This window comes from Mesorhizobium sp. (genome assembly GCF_024509055.1).
In the GTDB taxonomy this organism is placed as follows: Bacteria; Pseudomonadota; Alphaproteobacteria; order Rhizobiales; family Rhizobiaceae; genus Mesorhizobium.
In genome coordinates this window covers 1-14,502 of record NZ_JANINM010000455.1, presented here as the reverse complement: position 1 = coordinate 14,502, position 14,502 = coordinate 1, and the positions used below count along the sequence as shown (strand labels likewise).

Below are 14,502 nucleotides of genomic sequence, written 5' to 3'. Positions count from 1 at the left end.
CGTCATAGTAGGTGACGCCGACGAAATCGAGGCCGAGCGCGCTGTCGCGGTTGCTCGTCCAGGTGGTGTTGCGCGAGAGGATGTCGACCTCGCCCGACTGCAGCGCGGTGAAGCGCTCCTTGGCGCTCAGCGGGGTGAACTTGACCTTGGTGGCGTCGCCGAAGACGGCCGCCGCGACGGCGCGGCAATAGTCGGCGTCGAGGCCCTTCCAGTCGCCCTTGTCGTCCGGCGCCGAGAAGCCGGCCAGGCCGGTCGAGACGCCGCACTGGAGGAAGCCCTTCTGCTTCACGGTATCAAGCGTGCCGGCCGAAGCGGCCGACGCCATCAACCCGAGCGCGGCGGCGCCAAGAATCCCGAATGCAATGTGTTTCATGACCCACAGACCCTTTTCTGTTTTACAGACGCCCCCGGTCGCCCAGGCGGCGCCTGATCTTTTTTCGTTTGTGAACGCAGCTCCCACTTCGGCCCACTCCCGGACCCGCATCGTTGCCGATGCGCTGCCTCCCATTCACGGAACGCATCGAAGGCGATTATTCCCGTGAGGTCAAGGGAAATGACCGAATTGCAACACGTTTGAAAAGCAATTGCCGCAAATGCCTGAAATGCGGACAAGAGCACCATGAAACCGGCACGCCATGCAAACAAATCAGCCAAGTCGCAGAGGCCGGTTTCATTGCTTACAGCCAGAATCCGCGCCTGCGATTACAGCGAGTTATTCGCGGCGACCGGCGCGGGATTGGCCCATCCGAAGACCGGGTTTGGCGGCCTCGCGGCGGTTGCGCGGCCATGCCCGCCGCTCTATGGCTGAACCCCGACATCTCACGACAGGCGAAGGTAAATGGCAAAAGACGGCAGCGGAATCGGCATCAACACGCGGCTTGCCCATTCCGGCAACAATCCGCGCGACTATTTCGGCTTCGTCAATCCGCCGGTGGTGCATGCCTCGACCGTGCTCTATCCCGATGCGGCGACCATGGCCGGGCGCAAGCAGAAATACACCTACGGCACGCGCGGCACGCCGACCATGGATGCCCTCACGCTCGCCATCGACGCGCTTGAAGGGTCGGCCGGCACGATCGCGGTGCCGTCGGGCCTGGCGGCAGTGACGATACCCCTGCTCGCCTTCCTCGCCGCCGGCGACCATCTGCTGATCGTCGACAGCGTCTATCATCCGACCCGCCATTTCGCCGACACGATGCTGAAGCGCCTCGGCGTCGAGGTCGAGTATTACGATCCGCATATCGGCGCCGGCATCGCCGCGCTGATCAAGCCCAACACGAAAGTCGTGTTCACGGAGTCCCCCGGATCGAACACCTACGAGGTGCAGGACATCCCGGCGATCGTGAAGGCCGCGCACGCGGCGAACGCCATCGTGATGATGGACAACACCTGGGCGACGCCGCTCTACTTCAAGCCGCTCGACCATGGCGTCGACATCTCGATCCATGCGGCGACGAAATACCCGGCCGGCCATTCCGACGTGCTGCTCGGCACTGTGTCGACCAACGCGGCCTGCTGGGAGCGGCTCTTTGACGGCTTCTGCACGCTTGGCTGCTGTTCCGGTCCAGACGACATCTACCAGGTGCTGCGCGGCCTGCGCACCATGGGGGTGCGGCTGGAGCATCACCGCAAGAGTGCGCTCGAAATCGCCCGCTGGCTGGAGGGGCAGCCGGGCGTCGCGCAGGTGCTGCACCCGGCGCTCGAAAGCCATCCCGACCATGCGCTGTGGAAGCGCGATTTTTCCGGTTCCAGCGGCATCTTCTCGATCGTGCTCAAGGGTGGCGGCCAGAAGGAACAGCACGCCTTCCTTGACGCGCTGAAGATCTTTGGCCTCGGCTATTCCTGGGGCGGCTATGAGAGCCTCGCCGTGCCGGTCTTCCTCGGCGATAGAACCGTCGCCAAAGGCTCGTACGCCGGGCCGTTGATCCGCCTGCAGATCGGGCTGGAGGATGTCGAGGACCTCAAGGCCGACATCTCGCACGGTCTTGCGGCGGCGGCCGCGATCTCCTGACAGGCAGAGCGGCTATGTAGCCCGCAAGCGTCGCAAGTGTTGCGGCGCCATCCGATAGTGCGCCGGCGTTTGCCTAGTGATGGTGGTCCTTCAGGCGGTGCCGGTGCGCGGCCTGCTTTGCCCGGTTGCCGCAAGCCGCCATGCTGCACCAGCGGCGGCGATGGCCGCGCGTGTGGTCGGCGAACAGCAGCGTGCATGCCGGACCCTCGCAGGCCTTGATGTGCGAAAAGTCCTCCGTGCAGACGAGTTGCGCCAGGGCCTCCCCGATCGGCAGCAGCAGCGCCTCGGGGGTTCGCCACTTGCGGACCGCCTGAAGCACGAACGGCGCGCTCGCGCCTGGCCCTGAGACGATCCGGCTGAAGGTCTCATCGCGTTCGAGCAGGCGGTTAAGCGGGTCGAGCTCAGCCAGGTCCGCGCCCGTCAGCGCCCGCCCCATGCGCCCACGCACAAAAACCCTGAACCATTCGCGCAGATGCCGCGCCTGATCGGCCATCTTGTCGAGCTCCCCGGGCAGCGCCTGCCCACGGATAGCCGCCAGCCTGTCAGCGGGCACCAGCCGCGCCTGGCGCAACCAGTCCAGCAGCCCCTCGCCGCCGTCGATCCAGTCGACAGGCGTCTCGAGCGGCGTCGCGATCGAGTTGAGGAAATCAAGTCCCGGCGCATCGCCGACAAAAAGCGCGGGTGAGCGGTCCATCGCAACTCCTATTGCGCGCCGGCGGCGGTTCCGCGCCGGGCGATCAATGGCAAACACGAGTCCGTGATAACCGGTTCGAGGTCTGTTGACAAGTTACATTTATCGGACGTAACCCTATTGTGCTGCTTTAACAGGTTATCAACTCAAATGGAGAGCTGCGATGCCTTCCAGTAACGTGACTGTCGCGCTGGTCCACGGCGCATGGGCCGATGGATCGAGCTGGGCCAAAATCATCGCGCCACTTGCCGCCAAGGGTTTCAGCGTGGTGGCGCCGCCGCTGCCGCTGACATCCTTCGAGGACGACGTCGCCGCTCTGGATCGGGCGTTGGAGCGGATCGCCGGACCGCTCGTGCTGGCCGGCCATGCCTATGCCGGCGCGGTGATCGGCGCCACCCGCAGCGACAAGGTGCAGGCGCTGGTCTATGTGGCGGCGCTGGCGCCCGACGAGGGCGAGACCGTGGCGGATGTCTTCTATCGTGGCGAACTGCATGCCAAGGCGCCCAAGCTCGCGCCGGACGGGCACGGCTTGATCTACCTGCCCGACGCGGCCTTCGCTGACGCCTTTGCGCAGAACGCTTCGGCGGAAGATCTGTCGGTGCTGCGCGCGGTCCAGCAGCCGATCTCACCGGCCTGCATCACCGTCCCGGTGGCGCGGCCGCTGTGGCGCGACCGGCCGGCATGGTTCCTGGTCGCGGAAGACGACCGCATGATCGCCGCCGACACACAGCGCTTCCAGGCGGACCGCATGAAAGCGCGGACACGTTCGCTGCCGCTGGATCACACACCGATGGTCACCGCGCCCGGCGCCGTCGTGGAGATCATCCTCGAGGCCGCGCACACCATAACCGCATAACTGTCAAATACCTGGTTACAATCCGTGGAGAGAAAGATGATTGCCTATCGCACCGCCGACATCGACGGCTTCAGCATCTTCTATCGCGAGGCCGGGAGACCCGGCGCGCCGAAGCTGCTTCTGCTGCACGGCTTCCCGAGCTCGAGCCACATGTTCCGGGATCTCATTCCGCTGCTGGCCGACCGGTTCCACGTCGTCGCGCCCGACCTGCCCGGATTCGGCCGTTCCGGCATGCCGCTGGCGAGCGAATTCGCCTACAGTTTCGACCGCATCGCCGGGATCATCGACCGCTTCACCGAAGTGGTCGGTTTCGACCGTTTCGCCCTCTACGTCTTCGACTACGGCGCGCCGACCGGCTTCCGGCTGGCGGTGAAGCATCCCGAGCGCATCGCCGCGATCATCTCGCAGAACGGCAACGCCTATGAGGACGGCCTGAGCGACGGGTGGAACCCGATCCGGGCCTATTGGCTCGACCCCTCGCCGGCCAACCGCGAAGCTTTGCGCCCATTCCTCAAGCCGGATTCGGTTGCCTGGCAGTATATGCATGGCTCGCTGGCGAGCCGGATTTCGCCAGACGGCTATTCGCTCGACAGCTTCTATCTCGCGCGACCCGGCGCGGAAGAGGTGCAGCTCGACCTCTTCGGCGACTACCAGAGCAACGTCGCCCTCTACCCGACCTTCCAGAGCTATTTCCGCAAGCACAAGCCACCCTTCCTCGCGGCCTGGGGCAAGAACGATCCCTTCTTCCTGCCGCCGGGCGCCGAGGCATTCAAGCGCGACATGCCCGACGCCGTGGTGCGCTTCTTCGACACCGGTCATTTCGCGCTCGAAACCCATGCCGAAGAGATCGCCGCGACAATCCGCGATTTCCTTCGCTGATCCGGCCGAGAGAACGAAGAGAACCAACATGCCGAAAACCGTTGCCGTCGTCACCGGCGCCAGCCAGGGCATCGGCGCGGCCACCGCAATCCGGCTGGCGCGGGATTTTTCCGCGCTGGTGCTGGTCGCCCGCAGTCGCGTCAAGCTGGAGGAAACGGCCGGAGCCGTGAAGGCCCCCGGCGCCGAAGCGCTCGTCATCGAGGCCGACCTTGCCGAACCGGAGGCGGCCAAGGCGGTGGTCGATCAAACGCTCGCAGCCTTCGGCCGCATCGACGCGCTGCTCAACATCGCCGGCGCGGTGCCGCAGATCGACCTCTTCGACATGAGCGACGAGCAGTGGGACGCCGGGCTGGCGCTCAAGCTGCACGGCGCCCGGCGCCTGACCATCGCGGCGTGGCCGGCGCTGAAGGCGGCGAAAGGCTCGGTGGTGCTGATGTCCGGCAATTCGGCATTGTTTCCGAAGGCGCCCTATGCGGCGGTCGGCACGATCAACGCGGCCATCGTTGCGCTGGCCAAGGCTTTTTCGGATCGCGGCATCGCCGACGGCGTGCAGGTCAACAGCGTGCTGCCTGGCCCGGTGATGACGGGACGCCGCCGTTCCTATCTCGAACACTGGGCGCCGCTGCACAAGATGAGCGTCGAGGAAGCGACGGCCAATTTCCCCAGGGAAGCCGGCATCGCCCGCTATGGCGAACCGGAAGAGATCGCCGAGCTGATGGCCTTCCTGGTCTCGCCGGCCGCGCGCTGGATGACCGGCTCGGCACTGCGCATGGACGGCGGCGAGGTGAAGTCCGTCTGATTGAATGACCCTACATGGAGGACACGGAAGATGATTGCCTGGGACCGAGTGACCCGCGAGCATGTCCTGCAAGCAATGAAGGATTACGACCGGCTGGGGCCCGAGCGGTTCTTCGCCGAACATGGGTTTGGGCCGACCACCACTTACGATCTCGTCCTGAACGACCGCCTCTACCCGCCAAAGGCGATCCTCGGCGCGGCCCATGCGCTTGCCACAGGCGAACGGCTCGCCTCCGGCGACTTCGAGGGCGGCAAGAGCGGCGCGGTCAAAGTGCTGGGCAGGATGGGATTTGCCGTCCAGCCGAAATGAGCAGGCAACAGCGACCTGCCAAACCGAGTCCGCAAACGCGCGCAAGGCCTTGGCGCGATTGGGAAAGCCGAGGCCGTTGGCAGCACCTCGCGGGCGTCGGCGGTGCAATAATATTCTCCCCAGCCGCCACGATGCGGATTGGTTTGGCTTCCAAATCCCCGCCTTTGGCGGCATTGCCGACAGCACGAAATTTCCGTTCGACAGGACCTATCATGGCGTTCCGCCTTTTTGTTCCGATCCTCGCCGGCGCGACGCTGCGCGAGCGTCTGTTCGCCTGCATAGGCGCCGTCATCGGTATCACGCTCACCGGCGTGATAAGCGGGCTTGCCGTGGGCAACGGGCCGTATGTGGCCATGCTGGTGGCGCCCATGGGCGCTTCCGCCGTGCTTCTTTTTGCGGTGCCTTCGAGCCCGCTGGCGCAGCCCTGGTCGATCATTGGCGGCAATACGATCTCGGCGCTGGTCGGCGTCACGGTCGCGCATTTCGTGCATGATCCGGTGATCGCCTCCGGCCTCGCGGTGGCGCTGGCGATCGCGGCCATGTCGTTCACGCGGTCGCTGCATCCGCCGGGCGGCGCCGCGGCGCTCACTGGCGTGCTCGGCGGACCGGCAGTGGCCGCCGCCGGCTTCCTGTTTCCTTTCGTGCCGGTGGCGCTCAACTCGATCATACTGGTGACGCTTGGCTATCTGTTCCACAAGCTGTCGCGGCGCAATTATCCGCATGTGCATGTGCCTGCCGCCGCCGGCCACGGCACCGCGGACCGACCGGCTGCCGAGCGCGTGGGCTTCCGCCCGGAAGATGTCGACGCCGCGCTCAGCGCGCTCGACGAGAGCTTCGACATCGACCGCGACGACCTGGAGCGGCTGCTGCGTCAGGTCGAACTGCAGGCGATGGTGCGCTCGCACCGGACGCTGCTTTGCCAGGACATCATGTCCCGCGACGTGATCTCGGTGCCGGAAACCGCTTTGGCCGACGAGGCGCGCAGGCAGTTGCTCGACCACAATATCCGCACCCTGCCCGTGGTCGACGCCGACGGCCGCCTAGCCGGCGCTGTCGGCCTGCGCGAACTGACCGGGGCGACCGACACGGTGAAGGGCGTGATGTCGAAGGCAGGCACCGCCTCGGCCGACACGCCGGCCATGAGCCTGCTGCCGGTGCTGACCGACGGACGCAGCCATGCCGTGGTCATCGTCGATGCCGCGCGGCGCATATTGGGCCTCATCACCCAGACAGACCTTCTGGCGGCCGCCGCGCGCGCGCAGGCCGCTGACAAGTCGCCGCTAAAGGCGGTAGCCTAGCGGCTGTAGAGCTCGGGAACCTTTTGCCGGCGGCAGCGTCCAATGGACGGATGAAACGCCTGTCCGGGAGATCAGGGCGATGAGGAAGTCCGCAATGCAGGCGGCCACGCCTTCGGAGGCCGACGCAACCGCCGCCGACATGGTTCTGGTGCATCGCGCGCTGGCGCGCGATGCGGATGCCTTCCGCGCAATCATGAAGGCCCACAACCAGCGGCTCTACCGGATCGCGCGGGCGGTGATACGCAACGACGCCGAAGCGGAGGACGTGGTGCAGGAGGCCTATGTCAGGGCCTTCGCCCATCTGGATGCCTTTCGCGGCAACGCATCGCTCGGCACATGGCTTTCGCGCATCGTCATCAACGAGGCGCTGGGCCGGCTGCGCAAGCGGCGACGCATCGCGGCGGTCGCGATGCCGGAAGCCCGAGAGGCCGAGATCATCCCATTCCCCCTCAACCCCGGCGACGATCCGGAGCGGACGATGGCGCAACGGCAGATACTGCAACTTGTCGAACAGGCGACCGACAAACTCCCTGACACCTACCGCACGGTGTTCGTGGCCCGCGTCATCGAGGGCCTCAGCATCGATGAGACCGCCGAACTGCTGGGGCTGCTGCCGGAAACGGTGAAGACCCGGCTTTACCGCGCCCGCGTCCTGCTGCGCAAGTCGCTGGACGACGAGATCGGCCCTGTGCTGCTCGACGCCTTCCCCTTCGCCGGCCGCCGCTGCGAGCGGCTGACCAAGGCCGTCATGAAAAGGCTGGGCTTCGAAGGATAGAAATCGCCGGGAACGTTTTGCCAGCTCCGGCATCCAATAGGCGTCAACCTCAGATCAAGCCCGCCGCCCAGGCCGCGGGCGAAGGAGATGATGCCATGTTTATCCGACCGACCGCGGCACTTGCCGCCCTGCTTCTCGTGAGCGCCGCGCCGGTGGCGCAGGCTGCCGGGACGCTCACCGATCCGCAGATCGCGCACATCGCCTACACGGCCGGCACGATCGACATCGAGGCTGCCAGGCAGGCGCTCAAGAAGTCCAAGAACAAGGAGATCATCGCCTTTGCCAAGGACATGGAGCGCGACCACGCGGCGGTGAACAAGCAGGCGCTCGACCTGGTTAAGAAGCTGAAGGTGAAGCCGGAGGACAACGCCACCAGCCAGTCGCTGGTGAAGGCGGCGAAGGACGAGCGCGACAAGCTGGCGAAACTCAAGGGCGCGGCGTTCGACAAGGCCTATATCGACAATGAGGTGGCCTATCACAAGCAGGTCGACAGCGCGCTCGAAACCCAGCTCATCCCCTCGGCCAGCAATGCGGAGCTGAAGAGCCTGCTCGAGACCGGCCTCAAGATTTTCCAGGGCCATGAGCAGCACGCCGAGCATGTCGCCGGCATGATGAAATGAGAGCGATCACGCTGCCGTCCCTTGGCGCGCTGGCGCTCGCGCTCTCGGCGGCGCCGGCGCTGGCCGCCACGATCGAGGTGACGATCGACAAGCTCGTCTTTTCGCCGGCAAACATTCAGGCCAGGGTCGGCGACACGATCGAGTGGGTGAACAAGGATGTGATCGCCCACACCGCCACGGTCAAAGGCGGCTGGGACGTGATGATCCCGCCGAAGTCGAAGGGCCAGGTCACGCTCAAGGCCGTGGGCGCGGTCGACTATTACTGCCGCTTCCACCCCAACATGAAGGGCCATGTGGACGTGGCGCCGTAACGCTCGGAGGCCGGCGGGGAAGCACCGCCGGCTCCATCGCGTCAATCCCTGCCAGCCTCGTGCGCCAGCAGCCATTCCATAACCTCGATCGCCTGCGCCGTGGGCCGCTCCGGCGCGAGGATTGTCAGCTCAAGGCCGGTTGGCACCCGCAGCTCCGGAAACGGCGCAACCAGCGAGCCGGCGGCCAGGGCGGGCGACGCCAACGCCTCATGCCCCATCAGCACGCCGGCGCCGTCGATGGCCGCCTGTAGCGCCAAGCTGTAGAGCGAAAACTCGGAGCCGGCCTCGATGGACGGGCCTTTCACGCCGGCCGCCTTGAACCAGAGGTTCCAGTCCTCGGTCCAGGTCGTATCCCAAAGCAGGAGCTGCGAGGTCAGGTCCGACGGCGTGCCGAGTTGCCTGGCCAGCGCCGGCGCGCAAACCGGGAAGATGACGTCGTCGCGGAGTTTCGACCCAGGCGCCCCGCCCGGCCGAGTCAGGAAGATGGCGAGGTCGAAGGGCTCGCGCCTGAAATCCGGCGGCTCCTCCAGCGCGTGGATCGAGGGACGAAGCGCGGGATGCGCCATCCGCAGCGCCGGCAAGCGCGGCGCCAGCCACAGCTGCGCGATCGAAGGCAGCGCCGCGATGCTGACCTGCGGCCGCGGCGCCGAGGCACGCAGATCCTGCACGGCAAGGCCCATGGCGTCGAAGGCGGTGGAGAAAGCGGGCAGCGCCGCGCGGCCGGCCTCGGTGAGGTGCAGGCCCTGCGGATGGCGCACGAAGAGCGCCGAGCCGAGCCATGCCTCCAAGGCCTTGACCTGATGCGAGATCGCCGCCGGCGTGACCCCGAGCTCTTCCGCCGCCTTGGCGAAGCCTTCATGCCGCGCCGCCGCCTCGAAAGCCCTCAGCGCATTGAGCGGCGGCATGCGGGGTCGCGGCGGTTTGACGGCCATCGTCCGGCTTTTCCCAAAGCTGTCCGCGGCCGCACCGGCCGCGGCGATGTTTGCAAAGACGAAGCGCCGGCGGCTTTCGCCGGCCCGGCGCCTTGGATTACTTGAGGGCCACCGGGGTCAGCTTGCCGTCGACCTTACGCCATTCAAATACGACGAAGCCCGGCTGCTTGATATCCCCCTTTTCGTCATAGGAGATCGCGCCGAGCACCGTCGGGATCGTGGCGCCTGAATGGAGATAGTCGGACGCGGCCTTGGGGTCGTCGGCTTTGGCCCTGGCGATCGCCTCGGCGAGGATCTGGGTCGCCGCATAGGCATAGAGCGTGACCGCTTCGGTCGGCACATTCCTCGCCCTCAGTTCGGCGACGGCATCCTTGGCCTCGGCAAAGGTCGCGGGATCGGGGAACGACGTCATCAGCGTGCCGGCCGCGCCGTCGCCGCCGATTGCGCCGAACTCGCTGTTGGAGATGCCGTCGCCGCCCATCAGGATGGTCTTCACGCCCTGGTCGTGCATCTGTCGCACGATCAGCCCGGCCTCCGTGTGCTGGCCGCCGTAGTAAAGGAGATCGGCGCCGGATTCCTTGATCCTGGCGACGAGCGCGCTGTAGTCCTTCTCGCCGGGGTTGATCTCCTCGTGCAGCACTTCCTTGCCGCCACCGGCATTGTAGGCCTTGGCCATCTCGTCGGCGAGGCCCTTGCCCGCCGTCGACTTGTCGTCAACGATCGCGACCTTCTTGTCCTTGAAGCGCTCGAGCACGAATTTCGCGGCGATGATGCCCTGCTGGTCGTCGCGGCCGCAGGCGCGGAAAGCGTCCCACAGGCCGCGCTCGGTGACCATCGGGTTGGTGGCCGTGGGCGTGACGAACAGGATGCCGTTTTCGGCATAGACTTCGGAAGCCGGAATGGTGACGCCGGAATTATAGTGGCCGACGACGTAACGCACGCCGTCCGCGACGAACTTGTTGGCGACCGACACGCCCTGTTTCGGATCGGAGACATCGTCCCCGACCGAGACGGAGAGTTTCTGGCCGAGCACGCCGCCATTGGCGTTGATGCGCGCCACGGCCGTCTCGACGCCGACGCGGTACTGCTCGCCATAGGCGGCGTTCGGCCCCGACATCGGGCCGGCGACGCCCAGCACGATATCGGCCCTGGCGGCGCCGGCCGCGGCGGCCGTCATCAGGGCAGCAGTCATCAATCGCAGAATCATGCGCATTTTGGTTCCCCTGTTTTAAGAAGCGGGCTCCCTGCCCGCGGGTTCAGGCGCTCAGCTCACGAAATGCAGCGTGGTGAACTTGCGCCGGAATTGGCTGACATCCCTGGCGACGTCTTCCGCCGCGTCGTTGCCGCGCAGCCCCCTGGCGATGAGGGAGGCGAGTTCCGGCATGTCTTTCTCGGTCATGCCCCAGCGCACGATCTCCGGCGTGCCGATGCGCAAGCCGTTCATGTCGCCGTCGATCGTGGCGATCGGCAGGCCGATGCCGCAGGCAAGGATGTTGGCGCGACGCAGCCGCTTCGCCGCCGCCTGACCGCCGCCGAACGCGGCCGCTTCGATGGCGAACTGGTGCGAGGTGGTATGTCCCCTGGCGGTCGAGAAGACCGGCAGGCCCCGATCGGCGAGTTCCTTCGCCAGCGCTTTCGCTGTGCCCGCCATGGCGGCGGCATAGGCACGGCCGTGCTCTTTCCAGTCGAGCATGGTGATGGCCAAAGCGGCTGACTTCGCCGCATCGAAATTGGCGGTCATGCCGGGAAAGGCGATGCGGTCGAGCTTTTCGGCTATAGCCGCGTCATTGGTGACGATCAGGCCGGAAGGCGGGCCGCCGAGGCTCTTGTAGGTGCTCATCGTCATCAGATGGGCGCCCTCCTCCAGCGGTTGCTGCCAGGCCTGGCCGGCGATCATGCCGCAGAGGTGCGCGGCGTCGAACAGCACCAGCGCGCCGACCTCATCGGCGATCGCCCTGATCTGGCGGATGGGATGCGGCAGGAGATTGAGGCTGCTGCCGATGGTGATCATCTTCGGCCGTATTTGCCGGGCGAGCTCGCGTAGCTTGCCGATGTCGACCGTGTAGCCGTCGGCATCGACTGGCGCTGCATGGATCTCCAATCCATAGAGGCCGGCGCAGCCCGCCCGGTGATGCGTGACATGGCCGCCGATCGCAGGCGGCGGCGCGATGATGGCGTCGCCCGGCCGCGCCGCGAGCATGAAGGCGTAGAGGTTGGCGATGGCGCCCGAAGGCACACGGATCTCGGCATACCGGGCGCCGAACACTTCCGCCGCGAGTTCGGCCGCGATGACCTCGATGCGCTCGACGCCCTCCAGCCCCATCTCATATTTGTCGCCGGGATAACCGAGCGACGGCCGCGAGCCGAGCCCCGACGCAAGCACCGCCTCGGCCTTCGGGTTCATGACATTGGTCGCCGGATTGAGGTTGATGGCGTCGGCCTCATGGATCCGCCGGTTGAGAGCGATGCCGCCCTCGATCGCCGCAAGCACGGCGGCAGTCCCCTGCCCGCTGGTTGTCCTGGCGAGATCCTGGACGAAATCCTCGCAATGCGCGGGAACCCAGGGCCTGCGGGCAAGAGCAGTCATTTACGCCTCCATGCGGGATCGGATGGCGCATGGTGGCGCGGACGGCATGCGTCGCGCAAACGAGGAGTTCTAGCGGTTAGGCTTAGATTTTTTAGGGGTAGCGAGATGTGTTGCGCCTCCCCCGCCACGCCGACAGCGCTTCGCGCAGATCGTCGGTCGGCGCCATGCGGGCGAACTGCTCGGCTTCAACCGACAGCCCTTCGGCGATGCTCTGGTTGAGGCCGCGCGTCACGGCGGTGAGGATGCTCGCCACCGCCGCCGGGGAGTGGCTGATGATGCGGCGGGCGAGGCCGAAGGCGGCCGGCATCAGGTCCTCATGCGGCACCACCTGGTTCACGAGGCCGAGTTCAAGCGCCCGTTCGGGCGAAAAGGGTTCGCCGGTCAGGAGCAGTTCCAGCGCGCGCTTGCGGCCGGCGAGCCTCGGCAGGCGCTGCGTGCCGCCGAAGGTCGGCGGCATGGCGAGCCTAATCTCCGGCTTGGCGAAGGAGGCGCTCTGGCTGGCGATCGAGAGCGGCACGGCCTCGGCGATTTCGCAGCCGCCGCCGAAGGCGATGCCGTTGACCGCGGCGATCACCGGCTTGCGGAAGGCTTCCAGCCGCGCCGTCAGACGCTGGCCGCGCATGACGAAATCGCGCAGCGCCACGTCGGTCCCTTTGGCCACGCTTTGGGAGAACTCGTGGATGTCGGCGCCGGCGGAAAAGGCGCGCTCGCCCGCCCCGGTGAGGATGACGGCGCGCACGGCATTGTCGGTTTCGATCCTGTCGAGGATCGCAAGCAGTCGGTCGATCAGCGCGCAATTCAACGCGTTCAGCTTTTCCGGGCGATTGAGGGTGAGGATCGTGACCTGGTCGCGGGTCTCGCTCAGGATCGGCTCGTTCATGTCTCTTCTCCTTGTCCATCGTTCGGCCGGACAAGGAGCAGGCTTTCGATTGCTTGTATATTCACTAGTCGGTATACTTTTGGGATGAGCGAGAAACCCAACCCGACCCGCAAACGCCTTGTCGACGCGGCGACCAAGCTGTTCTACGCCGAGGGCATCGGCCGCGTCAGCGTCGATGCTGTGGCCGAGAAAGCGGGGCTGACCAAGCGCACACTCTACTACCACTTCAAGAGCAAGGACGACCTGATCACCGCCTATCTCGACGGTCGCGACCAGCCGAACCTCGAGCAGATGGCCGGCTGGTTCGACGCCACCGAGGGCGGCGCGGACAGGAAGGTGGCGGCGATCTTCACCAATCTGGCGCGGGTGGCGCGCCATCCCAAATGGAAGGGCTGCGGCTTCCTGCGCACGGCGGCGGAACTCGCATCGATGCCCGGGCACCCGGCGGTGAAGGCGGGCTCGCGCCACAAGACAAAGTTCGAGAAGTGGCTCGCTGGCGAGCTTTTAAGCCATGGCGTGCGCGAGCCGAAGATGCTGGCGCGCGAGATCGTGCTTTTGATGGACGGCGCCTTTTCCAGCATGCTGATCCACCACGACCCCGACTACATCACCGCCGCCGGCCACGCCGCGGCGACCCTGGTGCGGGCACGAATGACCGACGCCGCGGCCTGACCCGCCTTCGGCTGGCGAAGGGTCTGGAGTGAAGTTTCAGCAGCCCCAAGTCGAGGTTTAATTGAATTCGCTCTGGCGTCGGCCTATACGTCGCGGCCATGGAAACCATAGCCAGCGCCCAAAAAGAGATCATTCCGCTTTCCGTTCGCGGGCCTCATGCCGGACGGGCAGCGCCGTTCCTGCCGATGAGCCGCGCCGAGATGACGGCGCTCGGCTGGGATGAATGCGACATCGTGCTCGTCACCGGCGACGCCTATGTGGATCATCCGAGCTTCGGCATGGCGATCATCGGCCGCCTGCTCGAATCCCAGGGTTTTCGCGTCGGCATCATCTCGCAGCCCGACTGGCAATCGGCGGAGCCGTTCAAGGCGCTGGGCAGGCCGCGGCTGTTCTTCGGCGTCACCGGCGGCAACCTCGATTCCATGGTCAACCGCTACACCTCGGACCGCAAGCTGCGCCATGACGACGCCTATACGGCGGGCGGCGAAGGCGGCAAGCGACCGGACCGCTGCACGATCGTCTATACGCAGCGCTGCCGTGAGGCCTACAAGGACGTGCCTATCGTGCTGGGCGGCATCGAAGCCTCGCTGCGCCGCATCGCCCATTACGACTACTGGTCCGACAAGGTGCGCCGCTCGATCCTGGCCGACGCCAAGGCGGACCTCTTGATCTACGGCAATGCCGAGCGCGCCGTCGTCGAGGTGGCGAACCGGATGGCCGCAGGCGACGCGACACGCGATCTCGATACCATCAGGGGCGTCGCCCTGTTCCGCCGTGTGCCCGAGCACTACACGGAACTTCATGCCGACGATCTCGATTCCGCCGATGAGGGCGCGAGCCGCAAGCCCGGCGACACCGTGATCCGGCTGCCTTCGTTCGAAC

At 66.2% G+C, this 14,502-nt stretch carries 16 protein-coding genes and 1 pseudogene; 11 read left to right on the top strand and 6 right to left on the bottom strand.

All coding sequences use genetic code 11. From position 1 onward, the window contains the following. A partial coding sequence (locus tag Q0L57_RS26205) for a transporter substrate-binding domain-containing protein (RefSeq protein ID WP_296745976.1) occupies positions 1–373 on the bottom strand: 373 nt, incomplete at its 3' end. Positions 374–838: 465 nt separating this feature from the next. Here Q0L57_RS26205 and Q0L57_RS26200 point away from each other — a divergent pair. Then, positions 839–2,011 (top strand): cystathionine beta-lyase, encoded by a 1,173-nt coding sequence (locus Q0L57_RS26200; RefSeq protein WP_296745975.1) that lies wholly within the window; start codon positions 839–841, stop codon positions 2,009–2,011. Between the two features lie 73 nt (positions 2,012–2,084). Here the strand turns inward: Q0L57_RS26200 and Q0L57_RS26195 are convergent, their stop codons facing one another. Beyond that, positions 2,085–2,705, bottom strand: coding sequence for a CGNR zinc finger domain-containing protein (locus Q0L57_RS26195; RefSeq protein WP_296745974.1), 621 nt, complete (start codon positions 2,703–2,705; stop codon positions 2,085–2,087). A gap of 160 nt (positions 2,706–2,865) precedes the next feature. Between Q0L57_RS26195 and Q0L57_RS26190 the strand changes: the two genes are divergently transcribed. The 8 genes from Q0L57_RS26190 (at position 2,866) to Q0L57_RS26155 (ending at position 8,549) form a co-directional block, all read left to right on the top strand. Beyond that, a complete protein-coding gene (locus tag Q0L57_RS26190; protein WP_296745973.1) occupies positions 2,866–3,558 on the top strand; it encodes an alpha/beta fold hydrolase in 693 nt (230 codons plus the stop codon). 36 nt (positions 3,559–3,594) lie between these two features. Continuing rightward, the gene (locus Q0L57_RS26185; RefSeq protein WP_296745972.1) at positions 3,595–4,437 is read left to right on the top strand and encodes an alpha/beta hydrolase; all 843 of its coding nucleotides are present in this window, start codon (positions 3,595–3,597) and stop codon (positions 4,435–4,437) included. 28 nt (positions 4,438–4,465) lie between these two features. Next, positions 4,466–5,236, top strand: a complete 771-nt coding sequence (locus Q0L57_RS26180; protein ID WP_296745971.1) for an SDR family oxidoreductase — start codon at positions 4,466–4,468, stop codon at positions 5,234–5,236. Positions 5,237–5,266: 30 nt separating this feature from the next. Further along, positions 5,267–5,545: a hypothetical protein gene (locus Q0L57_RS26175; RefSeq protein WP_296745970.1), complete on the top strand. Its 279-nt coding sequence runs from the start codon at positions 5,267–5,269 to the stop codon at positions 5,543–5,545. A gap of 212 nt (positions 5,546–5,757) precedes the next feature. Then, the gene (locus Q0L57_RS26170) at positions 5,758–6,843 is read left to right on the top strand and encodes an HPP family protein (protein WP_296745969.1); all 1,086 of its coding nucleotides are present in this window, start codon (positions 5,758–5,760) and stop codon (positions 6,841–6,843) included. Positions 6,844–6,922: 79 nt separating this feature from the next. After that, entirely contained in the window at positions 6,923–7,618 is a 696-nt protein-coding gene (locus tag Q0L57_RS26165; RefSeq protein WP_296745968.1) for an RNA polymerase sigma factor, read from the top strand. Positions 7,619–7,713: 95 nt separating this feature from the next. Then, positions 7,714–8,238: a DUF4142 domain-containing protein gene (locus tag Q0L57_RS26160; protein WP_296745966.1), complete on the top strand. Its 525-nt coding sequence runs from the start codon at positions 7,714–7,716 to the stop codon at positions 8,236–8,238. After that, positions 8,235–8,549 (top strand): cupredoxin family copper-binding protein, encoded by a 315-nt coding sequence (locus Q0L57_RS26155; RefSeq protein ID WP_296745964.1) that lies wholly within the window; start codon positions 8,235–8,237, stop codon positions 8,547–8,549. Before Q0L57_RS26160 ends, Q0L57_RS26155 begins: the two co-directional genes overlap by 4 nt. A 41-nt stretch (positions 8,550–8,590) precedes the next feature. Here Q0L57_RS26155 and Q0L57_RS26150 read toward each other — a convergent pair whose 3' ends face one another. The 4 genes from Q0L57_RS26150 to Q0L57_RS26135 form a co-directional block, all read right to left on the bottom strand. Beyond that, a complete protein-coding gene (locus Q0L57_RS26150) occupies positions 8,591–9,481 on the bottom strand; it encodes a LysR family transcriptional regulator (protein WP_296745963.1) in 891 nt (296 codons plus the stop codon). Positions 9,482–9,578: 97 nt separating this feature from the next. Beyond that, positions 9,579–10,688, bottom strand: coding sequence for a branched-chain amino acid ABC transporter substrate-binding protein (locus tag Q0L57_RS26145; RefSeq protein ID WP_296745977.1), 1,110 nt, complete (start codon positions 10,686–10,688; stop codon positions 9,579–9,581). A 57-nt stretch (positions 10,689–10,745) separates the two neighbouring features. Further along, the gene (locus Q0L57_RS26140; protein ID WP_296745962.1) at positions 10,746–12,068 is read right to left on the bottom strand and encodes an aminotransferase class I/II-fold pyridoxal phosphate-dependent enzyme; all 1,323 of its coding nucleotides are present in this window, start codon (positions 12,066–12,068) and stop codon (positions 10,746–10,748) included. A 91-nt stretch (positions 12,069–12,159) separates the two neighbouring features. After that, positions 12,160–12,948 carry a crotonase/enoyl-CoA hydratase family protein gene (locus tag Q0L57_RS26135; RefSeq protein ID WP_296745961.1) on the bottom strand — a complete coding sequence of 263 codons (789 nt, stop codon included), beginning with the start codon at positions 12,946–12,948 and terminating at the stop codon, positions 12,160–12,162. 84 nt (positions 12,949–13,032) lie between these two features. On the opposite strand from Q0L57_RS26135, the gene Q0L57_RS26130 reads away from it, so the two are divergent. Together Q0L57_RS26130 and Q0L57_RS26125 are read left to right on the top strand one after the other, a co-directional pair. Continuing rightward, a complete protein-coding gene (locus Q0L57_RS26130; protein WP_296745960.1) occupies positions 13,033–13,620 on the top strand; it encodes a TetR/AcrR family transcriptional regulator in 588 nt (195 codons plus the stop codon). A 98-nt stretch (positions 13,621–13,718) separates the two neighbouring features. After that, positions 13,719–14,502: pseudogene (locus tag Q0L57_RS26125) on the top strand (YgiQ family radical SAM protein); the annotation flags it as partial.